The sequence below is a fragment of the Salirhabdus salicampi genome (assembly GCF_024259515.1).
GTDB lineage: Bacteria > Bacillota > Bacilli > Bacillales > Alkalibacillaceae > Salirhabdus_A > Salirhabdus_A salicampi.
The window spans coordinates 80194-96121 of record NZ_JANBWE010000002.1 but is presented as its reverse complement, the minus strand read 5'-3'; the positions used below and the strand labels follow the sequence as shown (position 1 = coordinate 96121).

15 protein-coding genes are annotated in these 15928 nt (G+C 38.8%); all 15 read left to right on the top strand.

From position 1 onward, the window contains the following. Positions 1–12: 12 nt before the first annotated feature. The 15 genes from NLW78_RS06460 (at position 13) to NLW78_RS06390 (ending at position 15916) form a co-directional block, all read left to right on the top strand. Positions 13–963: a polysaccharide deacetylase family protein gene (locus NLW78_RS06460; protein WP_254496204.1), complete on the top strand. Its 951-nt coding sequence runs from the start codon at positions 13–15 to the stop codon at positions 961–963. Between the two features lie 27 nt (positions 964–990). Next, positions 991–2211 (top strand): M16 family metallopeptidase, encoded by a 1221-nt coding sequence (locus NLW78_RS06455; protein WP_254496202.1) that lies wholly within the window; start codon positions 991–993, stop codon positions 2209–2211. Positions 2212–2256: 45 nt separating this feature from the next. Further along, the gene (locus tag NLW78_RS06450; protein WP_254496201.1) at positions 2257–2493 is read left to right on the top strand and encodes a YlmC/YmxH family sporulation protein; all 237 of its coding nucleotides are present in this window, start codon (positions 2257–2259) and stop codon (positions 2491–2493) included. Between the two features lie 112 nt (positions 2494–2605). Next, entirely contained in the window at positions 2606–3484 is an 879-nt protein-coding gene (gene dpaA / locus NLW78_RS06445; RefSeq protein WP_254496200.1) for a dipicolinic acid synthetase subunit A, read from the top strand. Between the two features lie 15 nt (positions 3485–3499). Beyond that, entirely contained in the window at positions 3500–4096 is a 597-nt protein-coding gene (locus tag NLW78_RS06440; protein WP_254496198.1) for a dipicolinate synthase subunit B, read from the top strand. Between the two features lie 97 nt (positions 4097–4193). After that, positions 4194–5246 (top strand): aspartate-semialdehyde dehydrogenase, encoded by a 1053-nt coding sequence (locus NLW78_RS06435; RefSeq protein WP_254496196.1) that lies wholly within the window; start codon positions 4194–4196, stop codon positions 5244–5246. Positions 5247–5261: 15 nt separating this feature from the next. Continuing rightward, positions 5262–6476: an aspartate kinase gene (dapG, locus tag NLW78_RS06430; protein WP_254496193.1), complete on the top strand. Its 1215-nt coding sequence runs from the start codon at positions 5262–5264 to the stop codon at positions 6474–6476. Between the two features lie 32 nt (positions 6477–6508). Beyond that, positions 6509–7372, top strand: coding sequence for a 4-hydroxy-tetrahydrodipicolinate synthase (gene dapA, locus NLW78_RS06425; RefSeq protein WP_437181950.1), 864 nt, complete (start codon positions 6509–6511; stop codon positions 7370–7372). A 129-nt stretch (positions 7373–7501) separates the two neighbouring features. Beyond that, positions 7502–8239 carry a ClpP family protease gene (locus NLW78_RS06420; protein WP_254496191.1) on the top strand — a complete coding sequence of 246 codons (738 nt, stop codon included), beginning with the start codon at positions 7502–7504 and terminating at the stop codon, positions 8237–8239. Then, on the top strand, positions 8236–8448 hold the full coding sequence (locus NLW78_RS06415; RefSeq protein WP_254496190.1) for a YlzJ-like family protein: 213 nt from the start codon (positions 8236–8238) through the stop codon (positions 8446–8448). Before NLW78_RS06420 ends, NLW78_RS06415 begins: the two co-directional genes overlap by 4 nt. 99 nt (positions 8449–8547) lie before the next feature. Further along, positions 8548–10863, top strand: a complete 2316-nt coding sequence (locus NLW78_RS06410; RefSeq protein WP_254496189.1) for a DNA translocase FtsK — start codon at positions 8548–8550, stop codon at positions 10861–10863. Positions 10864–11163: 300 nt separating this feature from the next. Further along, positions 11164–12252: a BMP family lipoprotein gene (locus NLW78_RS06405; protein WP_302328494.1), complete on the top strand. Its 1089-nt coding sequence runs from the start codon at positions 11164–11166 to the stop codon at positions 12250–12252. 129 nt (positions 12253–12381) lie between these two features. Then, the gene (locus NLW78_RS06400; RefSeq protein WP_254496187.1) at positions 12382–13917 is read left to right on the top strand and encodes an ABC transporter ATP-binding protein; all 1536 of its coding nucleotides are present in this window, start codon (positions 12382–12384) and stop codon (positions 13915–13917) included. Beyond that, positions 13907–14953, top strand: a complete 1047-nt coding sequence (locus tag NLW78_RS06395) for an ABC transporter permease (protein WP_254496186.1) — start codon at positions 13907–13909, stop codon at positions 14951–14953. The genes NLW78_RS06400 and NLW78_RS06395 overlap by 11 nt, the downstream gene beginning before the upstream one ends. After that, entirely contained in the window at positions 14954–15916 is a 963-nt protein-coding gene (locus NLW78_RS06390; RefSeq protein ID WP_254496185.1) for an ABC transporter permease, read from the top strand. Positions 15917–15928: the final 12 nt, after the last annotated feature.

The following is a 15928-nucleotide window of genomic DNA, read 5'->3' as shown; positions in this document are numbered from 1 at the left end:
GGGGGAATGGATATGAAGCGTAGGTATATGTACCAAACGGTCTTATTTCTGTTATTAGTTACAATTTCATTTGTCACGTTTGAAAACCCTTATACGAAGGATTATGTTACATCAATAAAAAACGTACCAGTACAAACAGCTAACGATGATCCCCTATATAATCGAATTGTTGAAAACGCGGCAAATTATGAAAAAGAGCCTAAAAATGCTAAAATAGATAAAGTGTGGAAAAAAATGCCCGGCTTGAATGGTTTGGAAGTAGATATTAAAAAATCGTATAAAAAAATGAAGCAAAATGGTGGGTTTGATGAGAAACTGTTGGTTTTTAAAGAAATTGAACCAGAGGTAAAGTTTTCTGACTTACCTGCGGCTCCTGTGTATCGAGGCCATCCGGAAAAGGAAATGGTTTCGTTTGCTGTTAATGTTGCATGGGGAGAAGAGCATGTACCCGATATGTTGAAAACATTAAATGATGGTGACGTAAAAGCAACGTTTTTTATTGATGGCAAATGGGCTCAACAAAACTTAGATTTGGTCAAAATGATTAAAGAGGAAGGTCATGAAATTGGGAATCATGGCTATAACCACCCGGACTTTAGTCGCTTATCATCCCAGCAAATATACGAGCAAGTAAAACGGACCAATGATATTTTGGAAGGAATAACAGGTAAGAAGCCAAAGTTATTTGCCCCACCGGCGGGAAGTTTCAATGAGGAAGTAGTAAAAGTTGTAGACAATTTTGAAATGGAAACGATTCTTTGGACTGTTGATACCGTTGATTGGAAAAAGCCTTCGAAACGGGCGATGATAAATCGCGTTATGAAAAAAGTAGATGCTGGATCCATCATATTAATGCACCCTACCGAAGTAACAAAAAAGGCATTGCAGGAGCTTATTTTGAATATAAAACAGAAAGAATATAAAATGAGTACAGTTAGTCAGCTGTTGACTGAAAAAAGATAGATCACCATCGTAATAGGAGGTTTCACCTTGGTAAAAAGATATACTTGTCAAAACGGAGTACGTATTGTACTAGAAGAAATACCAACAGTACGATCAGTTTCTATCGGTGTCTGGGTTTTAGCTGGGTCCCGAAATGAAATGAAAGTAAATAATGGCATTTCACACTTTATTGAACATATGTTTTTTAAAGGAACAGAGACCCGCTCTGCCCGCGATATTGCCGAGGCATTTGATGCTGTAGGAGGGCATGTTAACGCCTTCACTTCGAAGGAGTATACGTGCTACTATGCAAAAGTTTTAGATTCTCATGCCTCCTATGCACTCGACATTTTAGGGGATATGTTTTTTAACTCTAAATTTGATGCAAAGGAATTAGAGCGTGAGAAGAAAGTTGTTCTTGAAGAAATCAAAATGTATGAAGATACACCTGACGATATCGTCCATGATTTATTAGCACAGGCGAGCTATGGTGACCATCCACTTGGTCTACCAATACTAGGTACAGAGGAAACATTACATACGTTCACACCTGATGATTTGCGTCAATACATTTATGAAAATTATTCACCAGACAATGTCGTCATTTCAGTGGCCGGAAATATAGACGAATCGTTTTTTTCTGAGGTTGAAAATTTGTTTGGCTCTTATGAGTCTGGCAAGCGAACACAACAAAATGATCAACCTCTATTTTTAGATCAAAACTTAGTACGTAAAAAGGAAACAGAGCAAGCCCATTTATGTTTGGGGTATGCAGGTTTTCCTGTAGGCCACAAAGACGTATATAGCTTAGTTGTACTAAACAATGTTTTAGGTGGTTCAATGAGCTCTCGGTTGTTCCAAGATGTAAGGGAAGAAAAGGGACTAGCCTATTCTGTATTTTCTTATCACAGCTCGTTTTTAGACAATGGTATGTTAACCATCTATGGTGGTACTGGTAATGAACAATTACAAGAACTAGAACAAACGATTGAACATACAATATCGGTATTAAAGCGTGACGGAATCACCGATAAGGAATTAAAAAATAGTAAAGAGCAGTTAAAAGGAAATTTAATGCTCGGGTTAGAGAGTACGAATAGTCGGATGAGCCGAAACGGTAAAAACGAACTATTGTTAAAACGACATCGAACATTAGACGAAATCGTTAAACAAATAGATGCTGTAAACCATGATTCGATTCAGGATGTACTAACGACAATTTTCAATGCTGCCTATTCGAGAGCATTAATCTCAACACGTGAGGAGTAAATATCACCACCTTTATGTGCATACAATGTACAAGGAGGGATTATCATGAGGTTTCGGGATTTAAGCGGGAAAGAAATGATTGATATAACAAAAGGGAATCGGCTAGGTATCTTAGGCCAAACTGATTTAGAAATTGATGAAAAAACGGGAAAAATTGAATCCATCATCGTTCCGAACTATAAATGGTTCGGTGTCAAAAAAGGGGAACATGAAGCAAAAATTAGATGGAGTGAAATAGAGACGATCGGTGATGATATGGTTATTATTAAGCCGATTCGTTGAGTTTGAAACCGGGAAATTTCCCGGTTTTTTTTTATTCACGATGTTTTCTTCTCTACATAGTATAAAGCGTAAACATCAGTTTCTGGGCTTTTTTCATATGTGAGGTGTTCATATGCTAACTGATTATCAAATCGCTGTTCTTGGTGGCGATGCTAGGCAACTCGAGATTGTAAGGCGTTTATGTGATGCGGATGCTACTTTATATTTAGTTGGTTTTGAAGAGTTAGAGGAATCTATACCCGGTTCAAGCAAAGCGACGATGGAGAACATTCCGAAAGAAGATCTGGATGCGATTATTCTTCCCGTCCCTGGTACAGATAAAGAGGGATATTTCGAAACTCACTTCTCCGATTACTCTCCACAATTAACGAAAGAATGGATTGAGCAATTAAATCCTTCGTGTCTTGTTTTTACAGGTATTACAAATGATTATTTAACAAACTTAACTGAGCAAGCAAACCTTACTCTTATTCCATTATTTAATCGAAATGACGTAGCTATTTACAATTCGATTCCAACCATAGAAGGAACCATTATGATGGCAATTCAATATACCGATTTTACCATTCATAATTCCAATGTAGCCGTATTAGGTTTTGGGAGAGTAGGTGTAACAGCTGCACGTGCCTTCCAGGCATTAGGTGCGAACGTAAAAGTGGGGGCGCGAAAGCCAAGTGATTTAGCTCGTATTTTTGAAATGGGCTTTGAACCATTTCATATTGATGATGTTAGTAATCAAGTAGAACATTTAAATATTTTAATTAATACCGTTCCAGCCCCGATTGTTACCGTAAAAGTCTTGCAAAATATGAAACGGGAAGCGATTATCATCGACCTTGCCTCCAAGCCGGGAGGAACAGATTTTCGTTATGCAAAAAAGAGGGGGATGAGAGCAATATTAGCCCCTGGTTTACCGGGAATTGTGGCTCCGAAAACGGCGGGGCAAATATTGGCTAATGTTATCTCACAAATTTTACTTGAAGAACATTAAGGGAGGTCTTCTGAGATGGACTTAAAAGGGAAACGAATTGGTTTTGGGGTTACTGGTTCCCATTGTACGTATGATGCTGTATTCCCGGAAATGGAAAAATTAATGGAAGAGGGGGCCGAAGTCGTTCCAATCACGTCATATACAGTGCAAACAACAGATACAAAATTTGGAGACGCTGCGCAGCATGTAAAACGAATAGAGGACATCACAGGGAAAAAGATTATATCCACAATGCCAGAGGCTGAACCATTAGGTCCTACAGCGCCATTAGACTGTATGGTTATTGCTCCGTTAACCGGCAATTCATTAAGTAAATTTGCTAATGCAATGACAGATAGTCCTGTGTTGATGGCGGCAAAAGCCACCATGCGTAATCAAAATCCAGTAGTCGTAGGCATATCTACTAACGATGCCTTAGGATTAAACGGAGTAAACTTAATGAGACTAATGGCAAGTGAAAATATTTATTTCATTCCATTCGGTCAGGATCATCCTTTCAAAAAACCAAACTCCTTAGTTGCTGAAATGAGTGAACTAGTAGATACTGTGAAACATGCCATAGAACGGAAACAGATTCAACCTGTCCTTATACAACGTATGAAAAAAGAGTAATTTTCAATCTAAATCATATTTTTATAGAAAAAGATATGCTAAAATGTAACAATAGAAAAAGCATATAATATGTACGCAAGGAAGGGAGAACGTTAATATGACTAATACAAATGGCTATCATATAGCAGTAGTAGGAGCAACAGGTGCAGTAGGACAAAAGATGATAGAAACGTTAGAGGGCAGAAATTTACCAATTGCAAAACTATCACTTTTAGCTTCTAAACGTTCTGTGGGAAAGACGGTGTCTTTTAAAGGTGAAGATATTCAAATAGAAGAAGCAACTCCTGAGGCATTTGAAGGTGTTGATATTGCACTATTTTCTGCAGGGGGAAGTATTTCCAAGCAGCTTGCACCTGAAGCGGTGAAGCGTGGAGCGGTTGTAGTTGATAATACGAGTGCATTCCGTATGGACCCGGAAGTACCTCTTGTCGTACCAGAGGTAAATGCAGGCGACTTATTAAACCATAATGGTATCATAGCAAATCCAAATTGCTCAACGATCCAAATGGTTGTGGCACTGGAGCCATTACGTGAAGCATTCGGTTTAAACCGTGTTATCGTTTCCACTTACCAAGCAGTTTCTGGGGCAGGTACAGTTGCCGTTGATGAATTAAAAGAACAATCACAAGCATTTTTAAATGATGAGGATTATACACCGGAAGTGTTGCCGGTTAAAGGAGATAAGAACCATTATCCAATTGCATTTAATGCGTTGCCACAAATTGATGTGTTCCAAGATAACGGCTACACTTTCGAAGAAATGAAAATGATCAATGAAACGAAGAAAATTATGCATATGCCATCATTAGCTGTTGCAGCAACATGTGTAAGACTACCATTTTTCACTTCACATGCTGAAAGCGTGTATGTCGAACTGGAAGATGATAATGTTAATGTTGATCAACTAAAAGCACTATTACAAGATGCTCCTGGGGTTGTGCTGGAAGATGACCCAGATACACAAACGTACCCAACACCATTAAGTGCTGAAGGGAAGCGTGATGTATTTGTAGGACGTATCCGTAAAGATTTAGATAACGCTAACGGATTTCATTTATGGGTTGTTTCTGACAACTTGTTAAAAGGTGCTGCTTGGAACTCAGTCCAAATCGCAGAAAAATTAATAGAAAAAAACTGTTTATCCAAATAATTTTGAGGTGAATTCATGAAGATTGTTGTACAAAAGTTTGGTGGAACTTCTGTTCGATCAAAGGAAACGAGAGAACAAGCAATCGCACATGTGCAACAGGCAGTTAACGATGGAAACAAAGTGGTTGTCGTCGTTTCAGCAATGGGAAGATTAGGTGACCCCTATGCTACAGATTCCCTCCTACAATTAATTGAACAACCAGACATGAAAGTTTCTACTCGGGAAAAAGACTTGCTGATGTCTTGTGGTGAGGTCATTTCTTCCGTTGTGTTTGCAAATGAGTTAGCGGCAAAAGGTTATAAAGCAGAGGCACTGACGGGAGCACAAGCAGGTTTTTTAACAAATCATGAATACTCCGATGCAAAGATTTTAAATGTAAATCCAGATCGTATTGTAAAAGATTTAGAATCGTTCGATGTGGTTGTAGTAGCAGGATTTCAAGGTCAAACGAAAGATGGAGAAGTTACCACCATAGGCAGAGGTGGTTCGGATACAACGGCAGCTGCCTTAGGAGCTGCTCTACAAGCTGAAGTGATTGATATATTTACCGACGTGAATGGGATTATGACTGCAGACCCGCGGATTGTGGAGAAGGCACGTCCACTTTCCATCGTCACATATAATGAAATTTGTAACCTTGCGTATCAAGGGGCAAAAGTAATACACCCGAGGGCAGTCGAAATCGCTATGCAGGCAGAAGTGCCAATTCGTGTACGCTCAACGTATTTGAATGACGAAGGCACCCTAGTAACGAATGCGCGAAGTGAAGATAAAGGGAGCGACATTCCTGACCGTCTTATTACGGGTATTGCTCATCAATCAGGAATAACACAGATTAAAGTTCGAACCGATCATGATGTTCATGAACTCCATCAGCACGTATTTACTGCAATGGCAGAAGAGAATATATCTGTGGATTTTATTAATATTCATCCTCATGGTGTAACCTATACAGTAACAAGTGATGCTACCGATAAAGCTGTCTCCGTCTTAAGGTCCTTAGGATACGAACCGGAAGTTACAGAAAATTGTGCTAAAGTTTCTACAGTAGGGGCTGGGATGACTGGCGTTCCTGGAATTACAGCAAAAATCGTTAGCTCCCTTTCTAAGAAAGGTATTCAAATTTTACAATCGGCAGATAGTTATACAACAATATGGGTGTTAATTAATGAAGAGGACTTAGTTGATGCTGTAAACGCGCTACACGAAATATTTGAATTACATCAATGAATAACAACAATTGAATGAAAGGAGCCGGTATTGTGAATTTTGGTAAAGTGTTAACGGCGATGGTAACCCCGTTCGATCAAAACAACAATCTCGACTTAGACAAAACAGAACAATTAGTAAACCATTTAATCCGAAATGGTACGGAAGGATTAGTAATTGCAGGGACGACTGGAGAATCCCCTACTTTATCGAAAGATGAAAAGGTTCGTTTATTTGAAAAAGTAGTTGAAGTGGTTGCAGGTAGAGTTCCGGTTATTGCAGGAACCGGCAGCAATAATACGGCTGCTTCGATTGAATTATCAAAGGTTGCAGAGCGTAGTGGTGTAGATGGTATTATGCTTGTTGCTCCTTACTACAATAAACCGAATCAAAGAGGGTTATTTGAACATTTTAAAACAATTGCTAATGAAACAACGTTACCAGTTATGCTTTACAACATTCCAGGACGCTCAGTTGTAAACATGTCAGTTGATACGATCGTAGAGTTATCAACAATTGACAATATTGTAGCAGTGAAGGAATCAAGTGGTAATTTAGATGCGATGGCAGAAATCATTGAAAGAACGTCAAATGATTTCCATTTATATAGTGGCGATGATGGATTGACATTACCTGTCTTGGCTATTGGTGGTACAGGAATTGTTTCGGTTGCTTCCCATGTAATTGGAAATGAGATGCAACAAATGGTGGCTGCCTTTACCTCTGGCGATAATCAAAAAGCAGCTTCATTACACAGGGAATTGCTCCCTATTATGAACGGGTTATTTATGGCTCCTTCTCCTACACCAGTAAAACATGTACTAAATCAAAAGGGGATTGACGTAGGTGGAGTGCGTTTACCACTCGTACCTCTTACGGACGAAGAAGTAAATAAGTTATCAAAATTGTTACCTTAATTGAAATAAACACCTTATCACTAATAGTGATAAGGTTTTTTTTATGGTTGTAAATCGATTGGATTCCATCTGAATGCTAATGTAGTTGTTCGTACATAATAACGGATAGTATGAAAGGAGCGCTGGTTTATGAGCAAAGATAATGATCAAGAACAACAAAATCCCCAAAAGGATGGAAACCCAAGTTCATTAGTTCAAAAAATTCAACAATTAGGACAAACTTCAGTCCCGCAAAACCCCGATTCAAATATTCATATATTGCCGATTATTGGGCAAATTGAAGGACATGTCCAGTTACCGCCGAAAAATAAAACAACAAAGTATGAACACTTAATTCCGCAAATTATTGCAATTGAACAAAATCCAAAAATTGAAGGTTTAATTGTGTTATTAAACACTGTTGGCGGAGATGTAGAAGCAGGATTAGCTATATCAGAAATGATTGCATCCTTGTCAAAGCCAACTGTTTCAATCGTATTAGGTGGGGGGCATTCCATTGGGGTGCCAATAGCCGTGTCAACAAACCATAGCTTCATTGCTGAAACAGCGACGATGACGATACATCCTATCCGTCTTACTGGTTTGGTCATTGGTGTTCCTCAAACGTTTGAATACTTAGATAAAATGCAAGAACGAGTTATTAATTTTGTGAAACGTCATTCCAACATTAGTGAAGAAAAATTTAAAGAGCTTATGTTTGAAAAAGGTAATTTGACTCGTGATATTGGAACAAACGTAGTCGGAACGGATGCAGTCAAATATGGTCTGATTGACGAAATAGGTGGAGTAAAAGAAGCGATGGAAAAACTCGATCAATACATTAAAGAAAATAAGGCAAATAATGGTGGGGGGCAAGTGATTCAATGATTTTATACACCCCGTTAAGTGAAGAAGATATTTTCCCAACAGAGGAGACAGAATATGAAAAGCACCAATGGGTTTCTGTCGACAACCGGTATGTCAAAGTGATGCAAGTAGAAGATGGCTCGTTTGAAATATTGCAAGTGCTTTCGACTAACCCTAATGATTATATGAATGGAAACCTGACACCAGGAAGTCGGATTTCTTTATACTGATGAAAACCTTCTAAAAAGGAATTCCACTATGATATAATGAATTTGTATACGAAGGCAGCCATACTTTGGCTGCTTGTCTCATTTCGAGGTGAATTCATTATGGCAAAAAAGAGATCAAAACGTAAGCGCTCCTTAAAAAAAGGAGTGAAATTCGAGCTATTAGGACTGCTCTTTCTTTCCCTTGCTTTATTTTCTAGTGGTTTACATATTATCGGTAGTGGATTTATCCCAATGGTTTTGACGAATATTCTTCGAGCATTGTTTGGGTTTTGGTATATTATTCCTTCCCTTTGTTTATTTGCACTTGGGTTTTATTTAATGATTAAACGACAATGGCCAAAATTTTTTACACATAAGTTAATTGGCTTTTATATTATCTTCACTTCTATCCTTTTATTTACACATGTAGAAGTGTATGACCCACTTATGAATAAGGCTGTGGACCCTTCAATCTTAAAAGCAACTTTCAATCACTTTCAAGGCTATCTTGCCGGTGATGTTGCATATAGCTTTTTAGGTGGGGGATTGTCAGGAGCCTCTCTTTTCGCTTTTACATATTATTTATTTTCACCTGCTGGTGCAAAAATTTTATCTGTATTCGGTGTACTTGTTGGCCTATTATTTTTGACAGATATTTCATTTGGTGATCTTCTGAAAAGTATATTTAAAAAGCTTGAACGTCAGTATGAAGAGATAAAAGCAAAGGTTCAACAATACATTTTGGAACGAAAAACGAAGAAGCTGCTAACCGAGAATGAAGCGTCAGAAGTTGATGAGGAGCCGGAAGTTACGACTCTGACCCTGGACAATGGGGAGGATGATGTCATTGAACCTGAACCTATCATCCAAGACTTCACGGACGTAGCTTACCAAACGCCAGAACAGAAGAATGAATCTAGTAAAAACGAGACAACGATGCAAGATATTGGTGAAGAAACTACAGATGATAAGGAGATTAACAGTGGGTTACCTTTAACAGAAATTGAGAATGAAGACTATCAATTGCCATCTCTCGATCTGTTAACAGAACCTGCATACAACTCCCAACAACAGGAAAAATCACAAATTCAAGCAACTGTACGTAAGTTAGAGCGGACGTTTGAAAGTTTCGGAGTTAAGGCGAAAGTATCTAAAGTCCACGTAGGGCCATCAGTAACAAAGTACGAAGTGCATCCTAGTGCAGGTGTAAAAGTAAGTAAAATTGTGAATTTACATGACGATTTAGCATTAGCCTTAGCGGCAAAAGATTTACGAATAGAAGCACCAATCCCAGGAAAATCGGCAATCGGAATTGAAGTCCCTAACCAGGATATCGCCACGGTATCTTTACGTGAAGTATTGGAATCAGGCTATGTGAAAAAGGATTCAAAATTATTGTTCGGTCTTGGACGTAATATATCAGGTGATGCCGTTACATCTGAACTAAATAAGATGCCTCACCTATTAATTGCCGGTGCTACAGGCAGCGGGAAAAGTGTTTGTGTAAACGGGATTATCACGAGCATTCTAATGAGAGCTAAGCCTCATGAAGTGAAGATGATGATGATTGATCCGAAAAAAGTAGAATTGAATGTTTATAATGGAATTCCCCACTTATTGGCCCCGGTGGTAACAAATCCGAAAAAAGCAGCCCGTGCATTAAAGAAAGTCGTTTCTGAGATGGAGCGTCGCTATGACTTGTTTTCGGATACAGGAACAAGAAATATCGAAGGATATAATGAATACATTAAACGCCATAACAAACAAACAGGTGACACACAACCGTTACTGCCATACGTCGTTGTATTAATAGACGAGCTAGCAGATTTAATGATGGTCGCATCAGGTGATGTGGAGGATGCAATTACGAGACTAGCTCAAATGGCTCGAGCTGCTGGAATACACTTAATTATCGCTACGCAAAGACCATCAGTCGATGTAATTACAGGGGTCATTAAGGCCAACATTCCTTCGAGAATTGCATTTAGTGTCTCTTCACAAACCGATTCGCGTACGATTTTGGATACAGGTGGTGCTGAAAAACTATTAGGTAGAGGGGACATGCTTTTTATGCCAGTAGGAGCATCAAAACCGACGCGTATCCAAGGTGCATTTTTATCTGATGAAGAAGTAGAGCGTATTGTTGATTTTTGTATCGAGCAACAGAAAGCTCAGTATCAAGAAGAAATGATTCCTGAAGAAGAGTCGGAAGTGGTTCAAGAGGTAGATGATGATTTATTTGATGAAGCGGTACAGCTTGTATTAGACATGCAAAGTGCAAGCGTATCTATGTTACAAAGACGGTTTCGTATCGGTTATACTCGAGCCGCACGTCTAATCGATGCTATGGAGGATCGGGGTATTGTCGGACCATACGAAGGTAGTAAACCAAGACAAGTCCTAATGTCAAAAGCAGAAGAAGAAAAAACATCTTAGTGCAGACGTCCACATGAATGGGCGTTTGCTTTTTTTAAAAAAATATTCAGACTTCTTTAATTCTATTTATTTCTTTTGAAATAAGTGGTATTATTTATGTCGATATCGAGAGATTCTTGTCTTTTTTATCTGAATCAGTTACATAAAGTCGTTTTACCAGTTCGTTTCAATGATTGTTACTAACTCTGGAAATGTATGTACACAACTGGAGTTTGTATAAAAATTAAGCTTTTTTAGAAGCTTAAGGATAAACATAAAAATGGGGGTATTAAGGTGAAAAAGAGACAACTGCATTTACTTATGGCCATGTTGCTGTCTGTTGCACTTATTTTAGCAGCATGTGGCGGCACTACTGACGGTGAAGGAAGCGGCAACGGTAACGACAATAACGGCAATGATAACAATGGCGACTTCAGCGTTGCAATGGTAACCGATGTAGGTGGTATTGATGATAAGTCGTTCAACCAGTCTGCTTGGGAAGGATTAACTGCTTTTGGTGAAGAGAACGGACTAGAACAAGGAACGCATTATGATTATGCTCAATCTGAAGGTGCTGCAGATTATAAAACAAACTTAAATCGACTTGTTCGACAAGATTTTAATCTCATTTATGGAATTGGCTTCCTGTTAGCAGATTCCATTGATGAAGTGGCAAGTCAAAATCCTGATACAAACTTTGCTATCGTTGATTCTGTCGTTGAGCAGGATAACGTGGCAAGCATTACATTTAGCGAACATCAAGGTTCATTCCTAACTGGTGTGGCCGCTGCACTTAAAACAAAGACGAATAAAGTTGGATTTATTGGTGGAATTGATTTCGACTTAATTAATAAATTTGAAGCTGGGTTTGTTGCAGGTGTAAAATCAGTAAATCCAGACATTGATGTAGAAGTAAAGTATGCTGGTGCATTTGATGATGCTTCAAAAGGAAAAGTTATCGCTTCCAGCATGTACAATAACGGTGTTGATATTATTTATCACGCTGCTGGTGGTACAGGTAACGGTGTATTCTCTGAAGCAAAAGACCGTAAAAATAATAATCCAGATGCGGATATTTGGGTTATTGGGGTAGATAAAGACCAGCATGAAGAAGGTTCTATTACTGTTAATGGAACTGAATATAACGTAACATTAACATCCATGCTTAAGCGTGTAGACGTAGCGGTAAAAGACCTTTCAGAAAGAGCTATGAATGGCGACTTTCCTGCTGGTGAAATTCTTTCCTACGGACTCGACGATAACGGTGTAGGTGTAGCTAATACAAACAAAGAAGCAATGAGCGAGGAAATTCTTGCTGCTGTAGAAGATTGGAAAGAAAAAATTATACATGGTGACGTGGAAGTACCAAGTACACATGATGAATTGGATCAGTTCCTAAACGATCTATAAGCAGAGAACACGAAAAGGCTAGACAATGTTCTAGCCTTTTTATCCTTTTAAAAATCACCAAATGAAAAGATATAGTCTTTCGGCCTTTTCATTTGATGATTTTTTCATGTAGAAAAAGGAGTGGGACGAGTGGAATATGTTATTGAAATGTTAAACATACGCAAGGAATTTCCAGGGATTGTTGCTAATGACGATATAACGTTGCAAGTGAAAAAAGGAGAAATTCATGCGTTATTAGGTGAAAACGGCGCCGGAAAATCAACTTTAATGAATGTTTTGTTCGGTCTTTACCAGCCTGAGAAAGGGAAAATTCGTGTTAAAGGTGAAGATGTGAAAATAACCGATCCTAACGTGGCTAACGATCTCGGAATTGGTATGGTACACCAACATTTTATGTTAGTTGATACTTTTACTGTTACTGAAAATATCGTTTTAGGTAACGAGCCGAAAAAAGGTATTACATTTGATATGCGGAAGGCGGAAGAAAAGGTACGCCAAATTTCCGAACAATATGGACTGAAAGTTGATCCTAAGGCAAAGATTAAAGATATTTCGGTAGGCATGCAACAACGTGTTGAAATATTAAAAACGTTATACCGCGGTGCTGAAATTTTAATCTTTGATGAGCCTACAGCTGTACTAACTCCACAGGAAATCCGAGAGTTGATAGATATTATGGGAGCGTTAGTTCGGGAAGGGAAATCCATTATTCTCATAACCCATAAGTTAAAAGAGATTATGGAAATTGCAGACCGATGTACGGTTATCCGTCGCGGTAAAGGTATTGATACGTTAGACGTAGCGGATACGAACCCAAATGAGCTTGCGTCATTAATGGTTGGACGGGAAGTTGAATTTAAAACGGAAAAAGCTGAGGCAAAACCTAAAAATACTACTCTTTCTATACAAAGCTTATACGTTAAAGACGTTCGAAAAGTGGACATGGTGAAGGATTTACACTTAAATATTAAAGCCGGGGAGATTGTAGGTATTGCTGGAGTCGATGGGAATGGACAAACCGAACTGATTGAAGCGATTACTGGATTACGACCAGTTAGTTCTGGAAAAATTAGCTTAAACGGAAAAGATATTACAAATTTATCACCTAGACGTGTTACGGAATCGGGGATCGGACACATTCCTCAGGACCGTCACAAGTATGGTCTTGTACTCGACTTTCCAATTGGTGAAAATATGGTTCTACAAACATATTATCAAAAGCCGTATTCAAAAAATGGCATCTTAAATTATAAAGAGATTTATCGTAAGGCGCGTAGACTTATTAAAGAATATGATGTTCGAACACCTAATGAATACACATTAGCTCGCTCCTTGTCAGGAGGAAACCAGCAAAAAGCCATTATCGGTCGTGAGGTGGACCGTGAGCCAGATTTATTAATCGCTGCTCAACCGACACGAGGGCTAGATGTTGGTGCAATTGAGTTTATTCATAAAAAACTTATTGAAGAACGAGATAATGAAAGGGCAGTATTACTACTTTCTTTTGAATTAGATGAGATCATGAATGTAAGTGATCGTATTGCGGTGATGTATGAAGGGAAAATTGTCGCAATAGTGAAGCCGAACGAAACATCAGAAGAAGAGTTAGGATTATTAATGGCAGGAAGTAAAAGACAGAGAGAAGGTGAAACAAATGCCGAATAATACGAAGTATATGAATATTATTGTCGCACTCGTATCTGTCTTTCTAGGGTTACTGTTCGGAAGTATTATTATGATTATTAACGGGTACAACCCAATATCTGGTTTTGGGGCTTTATTAAGTGGTGCGTTTGGAGATATTTATTTTATTGGGGAAACCATTCGTGGGATTACACCGCTTATTTTATCGGGATTAGCTGTAGCTTTTGCTTTCCGAACTGGACTTTTCAATATTGGAGTAGAAGGACAAGTTATTGTCGGATGGCTAGCATCCGTTTGGGTAGGTATTGCCTTTGATTTGCCAATGATTCTTCACCTGCCGTTGGCAATAGTGGCGGCTGCATTAGCCGGTGCTTGTTGGGGCTTTATCCCTGGTTTTTTAAAAGCCCGCTTGCACGTCCATGAGGTAATCGTAACGATTATGTTAAACTACACAGCTTTATATATAGCGAATTCAATGATACGTAACGTATTAACAGATAAGCGTGATCGAACAGAGCGAATTTCTGAGTCCGCCTCCCTTCGAAATGAGTGGTTAGAAGTATATACAGGCTATTCTACCATCCATTTAGGTATTATTATTGCACTTATGATGGCATTTATCATGTGGTTTATTTTAAATCGTACAGCTCAAGGCTATGAGCTGCGATCTGTCGGATATAATCCACACGCCTCCAATTATGCAGGGATGAGCGTAAGGCGGAACATTATTTTATCGATGGTTATTTCCGGCGCTTTTGCAGGTATTGCTGGGGCAATGGAAGGATTGGGAACATTTCAGAATATGTTTGTTATGTCCGGTTTTACAAATATCGGATTTGACGGAATTGCAGTAGCATTATTAGGCGGAAATACTGCAATTGGTGTAGTCTTAGCCGCTTCTTTATTTGGTGCACTAGGAGTCGGTGGATTAAATATGCCAAGAGCAGGTATTCCAACAGAATTAGTGGATATTATTATTGCCTTGATTATTTTCTTCGTTGCATCAAGCTACATTATTCGATGGGCAATTTCGCAAATGAAAAAGGAGGGGAAATAAATGTCTTTTTTTGAAGTGTTGCAATCGATTGTTCCAACGGCATTCTTTTTCGCAGCCCCTCTAATCCTTACAGCCCTAGGTGGCGTAATAAGTGAACGGTCTGGAATTATCAACATTGGACTTGAAGGCTTGATGATCATGGGAGCCTTTGTAGGAATTGTATTTAATTTAACGTTTGTAGAAGTGTTTGGCCCTGGACTTACACCTTGGGTATCCCTGGTTGTCGCGGCATTTGCTTCGGCATTATTTGCTGGTCTGCATGCTGTTGCCAGTATTACTTTCCGGGCTGATCAAGTCGTAAGTGGTGTTGCTATTAACTTTTTAGCACTAGGAATTGGCTTGTTCTCCATAAAAGAATGGTATGGAAAAGGTCAAACAGATATGGTAAGCGCACCTTTTTATACCCGCGACATTTGGCTCTTAAGTGACATTCCGATTATTGGCCCTTTGTTATTTACAAAGACCTATATAACATCATGGTTAGCTGTTATATTAGCGATTATCGTTTGGTATGTTTTGTTTAAAACACCATTTGGGCTACGTCTCCGATCTGTTGGTGAACATCCAATGGCCGCTGATACAATGGGAATAAAAGTTGTTCGAACACGTTATATTGCTGTGATGCTTTCTGGATTTTTCGGTGGTCTTGGTGGTGCAGTATTTGCCCAAACAATTGCCTTAGATTTTTCCCACTCTACCATTAGTGGACAAGGATTTATGGCGTTAGCGGCGATGATATTCGGAAAATGGCATCCAATGGGGGCATTAGGGGCAGCACTATTTTTCGGTTTTGCCCAATGTTTAAGTGTAATAGGATCGAGCATTCCGTTTCTTGCTAATGTTCCTCAAGTATATTTATTAATCGCACCATATGTGTTAACAATATTAGCGTTAGCTGGGTTTATCGGTCGTGCCGATGCACCGAAAGCATTAGGTAAACCTTATGTAAAAGGAACAAGATAAACTCACCAAAAA